General features: G+C 69.4%; 11 protein-coding genes. 3 read left to right on the forward strand and 8 right to left on the reverse strand.

The genetic code is table 11. The features are described from left to right. A partial coding sequence (locus tag AC2VON_RS09550) for a glutamine synthetase beta-grasp domain-containing protein (protein WP_486952731.1) occupies nt 1-430 on the reverse strand: 430 nt, incomplete at its 3' end. Nucleotides 431-558: 128 nt separating this feature from the next. On the opposite strand from AC2VON_RS09550, the gene AC2VON_RS09555 reads away from it, so the two are divergent. Continuing rightward, entirely contained in the window at nt 559-963 is a 405-nt protein-coding gene (locus AC2VON_RS09555) for an RDD family protein (RefSeq protein WP_486952732.1), read from the forward strand. Between the two features lie 64 nt (nt 964-1,027). On the opposite strand, the gene AC2VON_RS09560 is transcribed toward AC2VON_RS09555, so the two are convergent. The 5 genes from AC2VON_RS09560 to sucB are packed head-to-tail and all read right to left on the reverse strand — an operon-like array spanning nt 1,028 to nt 6,124. Further along, complete coding sequence (locus AC2VON_RS09560; RefSeq protein ID WP_486952733.1) at nt 1,028-1,780, reverse strand: DUF4191 domain-containing protein; 753 nt, start codon at nt 1,778-1,780, stop codon at nt 1,028-1,030. Nucleotides 1,781-1,820: 40 nt separating this feature from the next. Then, nucleotides 1,821-2,762 (reverse strand): lipoyl synthase, encoded by a 942-nt coding sequence (gene lipA, locus AC2VON_RS09565; protein WP_486952734.1) that lies wholly within the window; start codon nt 2,760-2,762, stop codon nt 1,821-1,823. After that, entirely contained in the window at nt 2,759-3,454 is a 696-nt protein-coding gene (lipB, locus tag AC2VON_RS09570) for a lipoyl(octanoyl) transferase LipB (RefSeq protein ID WP_486952735.1), read from the reverse strand. Before lipB ends, lipA begins: the two co-directional genes overlap by 4 nt. A 2-nt stretch (nt 3,455-3,456) precedes the next feature. Next, nucleotides 3,457-4,377, reverse strand: a complete 921-nt coding sequence (locus AC2VON_RS09575) for a TIGR01777 family oxidoreductase (protein WP_486952736.1) — start codon at nt 4,375-4,377, stop codon at nt 3,457-3,459. 4 nt (nt 4,378-4,381) lie between these two features. Continuing rightward, complete coding sequence (gene sucB / locus AC2VON_RS09580) at nt 4,382-6,124, reverse strand: 2-oxoglutarate dehydrogenase, E2 component, dihydrolipoamide succinyltransferase (protein ID WP_486952737.1); 1,743 nt, start codon at nt 6,122-6,124, stop codon at nt 4,382-4,384. Between the two features lie 177 nt (nt 6,125-6,301). On the opposite strand from sucB, the gene AC2VON_RS09585 reads away from it, so the two are divergent. Together AC2VON_RS09585 and AC2VON_RS09590 are read left to right on the forward strand one after the other, a co-directional pair. Next, nucleotides 6,302-6,532 carry a type II toxin-antitoxin system Phd/YefM family antitoxin gene (locus AC2VON_RS09585; RefSeq protein ID WP_486952738.1) on the forward strand — a complete coding sequence of 77 codons (231 nt, stop codon included), beginning with the start codon at nt 6,302-6,304 and terminating at the stop codon, nt 6,530-6,532. Nucleotides 6,533-6,548: 16 nt separating this feature from the next. Then, nucleotides 6,549-6,932 (forward strand): type II toxin-antitoxin system VapC family toxin, encoded by a 384-nt coding sequence (locus tag AC2VON_RS09590; RefSeq protein ID WP_486952739.1) that lies wholly within the window; start codon nt 6,549-6,551, stop codon nt 6,930-6,932. Between the two features lie 26 nt (nt 6,933-6,958). Here AC2VON_RS09590 and AC2VON_RS09595 read toward each other — a convergent pair whose 3' ends face one another. Next, nucleotides 6,959-8,506: a leucyl aminopeptidase gene (locus AC2VON_RS09595; RefSeq protein ID WP_486952741.1), complete on the reverse strand. Its 1,548-nt coding sequence runs from the start codon at nt 8,504-8,506 to the stop codon at nt 6,959-6,961. A gap of 38 nt (nt 8,507-8,544) precedes the next feature. Then, nucleotides 8,545-9,154: hypothetical protein (locus AC2VON_RS09600; RefSeq protein WP_486952740.1), on the reverse strand; the 610-nt coding region annotated here is incomplete at its 5' end.

Below are 9,154 nucleotides of genomic sequence, written 5' to 3' on the forward strand. Positions count from 1 at the left end.
AGGACACCGAGTCGAAGATGTAGAACTCGGCTTCCGCGCCGAAGTAGGCGGTGTCGGCGATGCCGGCGCTGGCCAGGTAGCTCTCCGCCTTGCGGGCGACATTGCGCGGGTCACGCGAGTACGCTTCGAGCGTGAACGGGTCGTGCACGAAAAAGTTCAGGTTGAGCGTCTTGGCGGCCCTAAACGGGTCGATGAGTGCGGTGTTCGGGTCGGCCAGTAACACCATGTCGGACTCGTGGATGGATTGGAAGCCGCGGATCGAGGAGCCGTCGAAGGCCAGCCCGTCTTCGAACGCGCTCTTGTCGAACGCCGACGCCGGGATGGTGAAGTGCTGCAGGACGCCGGGTAGGTCACAAAACCGGACGTCGACGTACTCGATGTTCTCGTCGGCGACGAGCTTGAGAATGTCGTCGGCGGTCTTGTCGGTCACAGAAGTGCTCTCCTTTACTGGTAGCCCAGGCAGACGCTAGCGAGCCGATGTTGCCCCGGCGTCAACCGCTTGTTGCGCAGACGTTACTCCGCACGCCGGTCAGGTCGCGGCCCGCTTATGGTAGGGCCATGGCCCGCAGGTTCGCATCGCTGGGCTTGCCGCAACGTGGTTCGGGTTCGCTGGCTCCGATGGGGCGCCGGTTGTCGGCGTTGGCCTTCGACTGGCTGGTGGCCTACGGGCTGGCGGCGTTGGGGATGACGTTCGGCGTAGTCACGCCGGCGGCGTTGGCAACGGCGGTGCTGGTGATCTGGTTGTTGCTCGGCGCCGTCGCGGTGCGCCTGTTCGGTTTCACCCCCGGACAGTTCGTCTGCGGGCTGCGGGTGGCTTCGGTGGATCACCGGCTGCACGTCGGCATCGGTCGTGCCGTGCTGCGCGGGACGATGATCGCGCTGGTGATCCCGGCGCTATTCGTCGACGGCGAGGGACGCGGTCTGCAGGACCAGGCCACTCATACCGCGGTGGTGCGACGTTGAGCGGCGTTACCGGATTGTCCGCCTCCTCCTCATCGCGCTGCGCGCTCTGCATCGTCGGCGGTGGTTACCGACGGCGCACAGTGCGCTGCACACCGCGCATCTTGGCACCGGTGGGCAGCGGGCCCTTGGGCGCCGCCGCGGCGCCGGTGCGCGAACCCAGCGCGGTCAACCGGGACTCCAGCGAGTCCATCTGCTTGCCGGTGATGTTGTGCGGCAGCTTGGTCAGGAAACGCTCCAGCTTGGCCAGTGGGACTTCGCCGTCGCCGGTACCGACCACGACGTCGTAGATCGGGATGTCGCCGACCAGCCGCGCGGTGCGTTTCTTCTCTTGGGCCAGCAGTGGTTTGACCCGGCCGGCCGAGCCTTCCGCGACGAAGACCACGCCGGGACGCCCGATCACGCGGTGTACGGCGTCGAAGTGCCCGGTGGTGGCCACGCCCGGGGTCACCCGCCACTTGCCCCGCAGGTTTTCCAGCGCCCACGCCGCCGCGCCGGCCTGGCCCTGAGCCTTGCGGTAGACCGACCGCTGGGCGCGGCGCCCGAAGATGACGAACGCCACCAGCGCCCCCAGCACTACGCCGAGCGGGATGATGGTCACCCGGATGAACGTGCTGCCGGCCAGCCCCATCGCCACCGAGACACCCACGACCAGCACGAAGGCGCCGATCATGTACGGCAACAGTCGCCGGTCCTCCTTGCGCTGCAGCGCGAACGCCTGCCAGAGCTGCGCACGGCGGTCCCTGGCGGCGGCTTTGCGGGTGGCTTTTGCCGCCGCTCGGGCGGTCTTGTTCTCGGCTGGGGTGCGAGATTTCGGCATAGCCACCAAGGATACCCAGCCCGGCCGGGTACCAGCCCGGTCAGCCGTGGGTCGCGGTGGCCGCCCGTTTCTCCAGGGCCTGCCGGTAGAGCCGCCCGGCTCGATACGACGATCGCACCAGCGGCCCGGACATCACACCGGCGAAGCCGAGCTGCTCGGCGTATTCGCGATGGGCGACAAACTCCTCGGGCTTGACCCACCGATCGATCGGATGATGCCGCTGCGACGGCCGCAGATACTGGGTGATGGTGACCAGCTCGGCGCCGGCGTCATAGATCGCGCAGAGCGCATCCCGGATCTCGTCGCGGGTCTCGCCCATGCCCAGTATCAGATTGCTCTTGGCCACCAGCCCGAAGTCACGAGCCTGGGTCAGCACGTCGAGGCTGCGTGCGTAGTTGAACGCGGGCCTGATCAGTTTGAAAATCCGCGGCACGGTTTCGACGTTGTGCGCCAACACTTCCGGGCGAGCTTCGAACACCGTGCGCAGCAGTTCCGGCACGCCGTTGAAGTCGGGGACCAGCAGTTCGACACCGGTCTCGGGGTTGAGTGCTTTGATGGCACGCACGGTCTCGGCGTACAGCCAGGCGCCCTGGTCGGTCAGGTCGTCTCGGGTGACTCCGGTCACGGTGGAGTAGCGCAGCCCCATCGCCTGCACGCTCTCGGCGACCCGGCGTGGTTCGTCGCGGTCGAGTTCGCCGGGTTTGCCGCTTTTGATCAGGCAGAAAGAACAGTTGCGGGTGCAGACGTCGCCACCGATCAAGAAGGTGGCCTCGCGGTCCTCCCAGCACTCGTAGATGTTGGGACAGCCGGCCTCCTCGCACACCGTGTGCAGCTTCTCCCGGCGAACCATCCCCTTCAGGTCGGTGTAGGTGGGTCCCATCTTGGCTCGGGTTTTTATCCACGACGGTTTGCGTTCGATCGGGGTCGCGGCGTTGCGTGCCTCCTGACGGCCCAACCTGCGGTCTTCTCCGACAGCGCTCACCGTGACGATGTTACGCCCGGTGCGAAATGGTCACGCACCGGCAGCATTCCGTCCAGAGCGTCCACGACCGCCTCCGCCACGGCGGCACGGACGTCATCGACACTGGTCAGGCGTGCCAGCTCGGCGGTCAGCGAGGTGACCCCGGCGTCGGCTATACCGCAGGGCACGATCGCCGCGAACGCGCTGAGGTCACAATCACAGTTGAGCGCGAACCCGTGCAGGGTGGTCGCCCGTGACACCCGCACCCCGATGGCGGCCACTTTGCGGGCGGGGCGGCGGCCGTCGGGCGGAAGCCATACCCCGGATCTGCCTTCCACGCGAACGGCGTTCAGGCCCAGGTTGTTACAAACGTGAATCAACGATTCCTCAAGACGCCGAACATAATTAACCACATCGAGCGGCTCGGCGAGGCCGACGATCGGATATCCCACCAGTTGTCCCGGCCCGTGCCAGGTGATCTTTCCGCCGCGGTCGGTGTCGACGACCGGGGTGTCGTCCACCGGGCGTTCGTGCGGTTGGGTGCGCCGACCGGCGGTGTAGACCGACGGATGTTCCAGCAGCAGCAGGGTATCCGCTCCGCCGGCCACCCTGGTCTCGGCCAGGTCGCGCTGCAGCTGCCACGCGGCGCGGTAGTCGACGCTGCCCAATTGCCGCACCTCGACCGGTGCGGCACCCGACCGGATGGAGCGCACGGCTACGGCGCAACCCGGCTAGCGGTCGCGTAACCTAGGGCCTCGCCGATCGTGTTGTGGCGGAACCCGAATCCCGCATCCTCGAGTGCGGCGGGAATGGCACGCTGGCCGGCCAGCAACCCCTCGTCGGCGAATTCACCGAGTGCGGCACGCACCGCGAATCCGGGCAGCACCAGCGGGGTGGGCCGGCCGAGCGCGCGGCCCAGCGCGGCGGTGAATTCGGCGTTGGTGACCGGCGCCGGCCCGGTCAGGTTGACCGGACCGCATAACGCGGCCTGCGATATTGCGAACCGCAGTGCGGCCACCTCGTCTTCCAGGCTGATCCACGACATGTACTGGCGTCCGTTGCCCAACCGGGCACCCAGGCCGAGGGAGAACAACAGTCGCAGCCGGCCCAGCGCGCCGCCGGCGTGGGCCAGCACCATGCCACTGCGAGCCAGCACCACCCGGGTGCCGGCCTGTTGGGCGGGTGCGGTCGCCGCCTCCCAGTCCTGGCACAGCTGGGCCAGGAAACCGGCGCCGGCGGGATCGGTTTCGTCGACCGCACGGGCGCCGGTGTGCCCGTAGAAACCGACCGCGCTGGCGTTGACCAGCACCGGTACCTCGGCGTCGGCGACGCCGCCGGACAGCACCTCGGTCGGCGTGATGCGGCTGTCGCGCAGGCTCTGCTTGAACGCCCCGGACCAACGCCGACGGCCGATGTTGATGCCGCACAGATTGACCACGGCATCGACCCCGCGCAACGCATGGGCGTCGAAGACGCCGCCCTCGGGGTCCCAGTACACTTCGCCGGGGTTGGCGACGGGCCGGCGCACGATGCGCAATACGTGATGGTCGGCCGCGCGCAGCGCCGACACCAGGGCAGAGCCGATCAGCCCGGACGAGCCGGCGATCGCGATGACCGCAGTGCAGGAGGTGGCCACTGGGTCACAACCCCAGGTCTGCCTCGAACGCGCCTTCTTCGAGCCGGTTCTTGACAGTGGTGAGGAACCTTCCGGCGTCGGCGCCGTCGATCAGCCGGTGGTCGTAGGTCAGCGGCAGGAAACACACCGAACGCACCCCGATCGACTCGTTGCCCCCGTCGTCGATGATGACCCGCGGTCGTTTGACGATGGCGCCGGTGCCCAGCAGGGCGGCCTGCGGCGGCAGCAGGATCGGGGTGTCCAGCAACGCTCCCTGGCTGCCGATGTTGGTGATGGTGAAGGTGCCGCCGGACAGTTCGTCGGGCTTGAGGTCGCCGGAGCGCGCCCGGGCGGCGATATCGGCGATGGCGCGGGCCAGCCCGGTCAGCGACAGGTCACCCGCATTGTGGATCACCGGCGACAACAGCCCCTGCCCGATGTCGACCGCGATGCCGAGATGCTCTGCGTCGTAGTAGGTGATCTCGCCCGTGCTTTCGTCGTAGCTGGCGTTGATGTTGGGATGGACCTTGAGCGCGTCGAGCACCGCGCGGGCGATGAACGGCAGGTAGGTCAGGTGCACGCCTTCTCGTTCGGCGAAGTCCTTCTTGGCCGCCGCCCGCAGCGCCACGATCCTGGTCATGTCGACCTCGTGGGTCTGGGTGAGCTGCGCGGTGACCTGCAGGGCTTCCCGAGTCTTTCGGGCGGTGATCTGCCGGATCCGGCTGGCCTTGGCGGTGGTGCCGCGAAGGTGCGCCAGCGCGGGCGCCGGAGCTGCCGGTGCCGGGGCCTGCGGTTCTTTCCGCTCGGCTTTTTGGTCTGCTCTTTGTTCTGCTTGTTCTGCGACGGCCAGCACGTCCTGCTTGCGGATGCGCCCGCCGACCCCGGTGCCGGCCACCTGACTGAGGTCGACGCTGTGGTCGGCAGCCAGTTTGCGCACCAGCGGCGTGACGTACGGCGCGACCTGGGCAGCCCGGGGAACCTGTGCGGGCTGGGGGGTCGGCGCCGGCACGGCGGGTTCGGGCTGTGCTGCGGGCTCGGGCACCGGTGCGGGCTCGGGCACCGGTGCGGGCTCGGGCACCGGTGCGGGCTCGGGCGTCGGTTCGGGCGCGGGCGCGGGTTCGCGTACCGGTGTCGGCGCGGGTTCGGGATCCGCCTTGGTTCCCACTCTGGCCAGTTCACCGCCGACTCCGACGGTGGCGTCCTCCTCGGCGGTGATGGACAGCAGCGTGCCCGCCACCGGCGACGGGATCTCGGTGTCCACCTTGTCGGTGGAGACCTCCACCAGCGGCTCGTCGACAGCCACCGGGTCACCGACCTTCTTCAGCCAGCGCGTCACAGTGCCTTCGGTGACCGATTCGCCCAGCTCGGGCAGCAGCACCGGAGTGAAGGCCCCACCGGCGGCGACGGACGCCGGAGCCGACGGTTGCGGCGCCGGCGCCGCAGGCTCGGCAGCCGGCTTCGGCTCGGGCCGGGTTTCCGGCTGGGGTTCCGGTTGCGGGGCCGGTTGCTGCTCGGCGGCCGGGCTGGGGCCGGTCTGGCTGATCACCGCGAGTTCCCCGCCGACCTCGACGGTGTCGTCCTCGCGGGCGACGATCCTGGTCAGCACGCCGGCCAGCGGTGACGGAATCTCGGTGTCGACCTTGTCGGTGGAGACCTCCAGCAGCGGTTCGTCTTCCTCGACGGTGTCGCCCTCCTGCTTGAGCCAGCGGGTGACGGTTCCCTCGGTGACGCTCTCACCGAGTGCCGGCATCTTCACTGGGAACGTCATCGTTGTTGACTCCTCGATCGGTGGGGGGCAGCCAGGGTCCGCCCTCTGGCTTACCACAGCGCAGCGCGGGGTGACGAAACCATCCGGACTGTCCGGTCATCGCGCGGCTTGTGGCATGTCCCGGTGCGTTTTGGCAGCCGATTAGTCCGACTAGACTAAGTCGGTTATGCTGTTCTGATGCGGACTGTCAACATCCACGACGCGAAAACCCACCTCTCCCATCTGCTCGCCCGCGTCGAGAATGGCGAGACGATCACTATCGCCCGCGCCGGCAAGCCGGTTGCCGACCTCATTCCGCACCTGCGCTCCGACGTCGCCTTCGGCGAACTAGCCGGCCGCCTGCACTACGACACCGATCACTTCGACGACACCGACAGCGATCTCAACGCGATGTTCGGTGTTGAATGACTGCCTATAAGTGCCCGTGAGTGGCCTCTTGCTCGATACCCACGTCATACTCTGGCTGCTCGACAACAGCCCGCGGCTGGGCATTCGGGCGCGAGATCGGATCGCGGGAAGTGCAGCGGTGTTGGTGTCTGCTGCAAGCACCTGGGAGCTCGCCATCAAGGCGGCTGTCGGCAAGGTCACGCTGCCCGACGATTTCGACGATGCGATTCACCGATCCGCCCTGCGCGACCTGCCCGTCATGCGTGCGCACACTCTCGCGTCTGATCCCACGGCACTGCCCCACCGGGATCCCTTCGACGCAATTCTGGTGGCCCAGGCGAAGCTGGAGCGGCTGACGCTGATCACCGCCGACGCGAAGTTGCTGCAGGCGTTGCCCGACGCCGTCGACGCCAGGCTTTGACCGGGTCGCCGTTTACCAGCCGTTTTCTAGCCGTTGTGGGAGATGTCCTCCAGCACGGCGAACATAGTGCGGGTGGGCACCCCGGTGCCGCCCTTGGGGGTGTAGCCCCAGGGGCTTCCGGTGTTGTAGGCGGGGCCGGCCACGTCGATATGCGCCCAGGCCACTCCGTCGGCGACGAACTCGCGTAGGTACACCCCGGCGACCAGCATGCCGGCGAACCGCTGGCCGCTGACGTTGGCCAGGTCGGCCACCGTCGACTTCAGGTCGTCTTTGAGCTCGTCGGGCAGCGGCATCGGCCAGCCGTTCTCGCCGACGGCCGCCGAGATGGCCGCTACCCGGTCCCGGAACTCGTCGCTGCCCATCACCCCGGGGGTGCGGGTGCCCAGCGCAACCGTCTGCGCACCGGTCAGTGTCGACGTCTCGATCAGGTAGTCGGGGTTGTCTTCGCAGGCCCGCACGATCGCGTCGGCCAGGATCAGCCGGCCCTCGGCGTCGGTGTTGAGCACCTCGACGGTGGTGCCGCCGTACTGGGTGAGCACGTCGCCGGGGCGCTGCGCGGTGCCCGACGGCATGTTCTCGACCATCGGCACGGTGGCGGTCACGTCGATCGGCAGCGCCCGGCGCGCGGCCAGCACCACGGTGGCGACCACCGCGGCGGCGCCGCCCATATCCGAGGTCATGTGGTGCATCGACGCGGCCGGCTTGATCGAGATGCCGCCGGTGTCGAAGGTGACCCCCTTGCCAACCAGGGCGACCTTTTTGGCGGTCTTGGGCTTTTTGGCCAACCGCGACCCGCGATGGGTCAGCCGCACCAGCCGCGGCGGGCGCGAGGACCCCTGGCCGACACCGATCACGCCGCCGTAGCCCCCCTTGGCCAGCGCCACGTCGTCGAGCACGTCGACCTGCAGCCCCGCCGACTCGCCCAAAGCCTTTGCTCTCCTGGCGAATTCGTCCGGAAACAGGTGACTCGGGGGAGTGTTGACGAAATCACGTGCGGTGGCCACCGCCGTGGCGACGTCCACGGCATGGGTGGTCTGTGCCTTGGCGGCCTTAGCGGTGGACAGTGCGGTGATGGCGGCCAGGCCGGGCTCTTTCGGGGCGGTCTTGTCGCTGCGGAAGGCGGTGAACCGGTAGCTGCCCAGGATCAGCCCCTCGACGCTGGCGGCGAGGACACCCTCCCCGGGCAGCCCGCCCAGCGCGCTGACCACCGCCTCGGCGCCGTTCAGCGAGCGCGCCGCCGCCCCGGCGGCCCGCCGGATCGCGTCGGTCGGCCATTCGTCTCGCGGCTCGCCCAGGCCGACCGCCAGCACGCTGGCCACCGGCAGCGATGACACCACCAGCCGATGCACCTGCTCGGCGGTGCCCTTGGCGTTCAGTGCCCGCAGTCCGGCCTCGATCTCGGTGACTCCGGCGGCCCAGGCGTCGGGCAGCGGCGGTTCGATAGCCGCCGGGACTGCCGCTTCGTCGTCCGGGCCGCTGACCACCGGCACGATCAGGACTGCCTCGCCGGCGCGGCGCGGCAAGACGGAGGTGACGGTGACGGATGGGGGATGGTAGCCGGGTTTTGTGTTCATAGGACTCACGAGCACTCACCTTAAGCTGCCGCCCGAGGTCACCCGTTTTCGCCGGGGCTACCGGGCGTGCCGTCACTGCCGCCGGGACTGCCGGCGCCGCCGTCGGTGCCGTGACCGCCGTCGGTGACGCTACCGCCGTCGCCGCCGCGGCCACCGGGACCGCCGGGGCCACTGGTCGAGCCGTTGCCGCCGTTGCCGCCGTCGCCGCCGTTGCCCCCGGTGCCGGCGTTGGTGATGGCGCCGCCGTTGCCGCCGTTGCCGCCCGCGCCGCCGGTGTTGCCGGCGCCGCCGTGGCCCCCGGCGCCGCCGGTGCCGCCGTTGCCGCTGAAGCCGGCAGTGCTGGGGCCGCCGGTAGATTCGGTGACGGTGACAGCGCCGCCGTCACCGCCATCGCCCCCGTGGCCGCCGTCGCCCCCGGCGCCGGTGCCACCCGCGCCGCCATCGCCGCCATCGCCGCCGATGCTGACGCTGCGGGTGTTGATGAAGCCGCCGCCGCCACCGCCGCCGCCGCCGCCACCACCGGCGGCGCCATCGGTACCGTTGCCGCCGGCCCCGCCGTTGCCGCCGGCGCCACCGTTGATGTTGCCGCCGGTGCCGCCGTTGCCGCCGGTGCCGCCGAGATAGCCGGTGCCGTCGCCGCCCCCGCCG

The organism is Mycobacterium sp. TH-M82 (assembly GCF_057473605.1).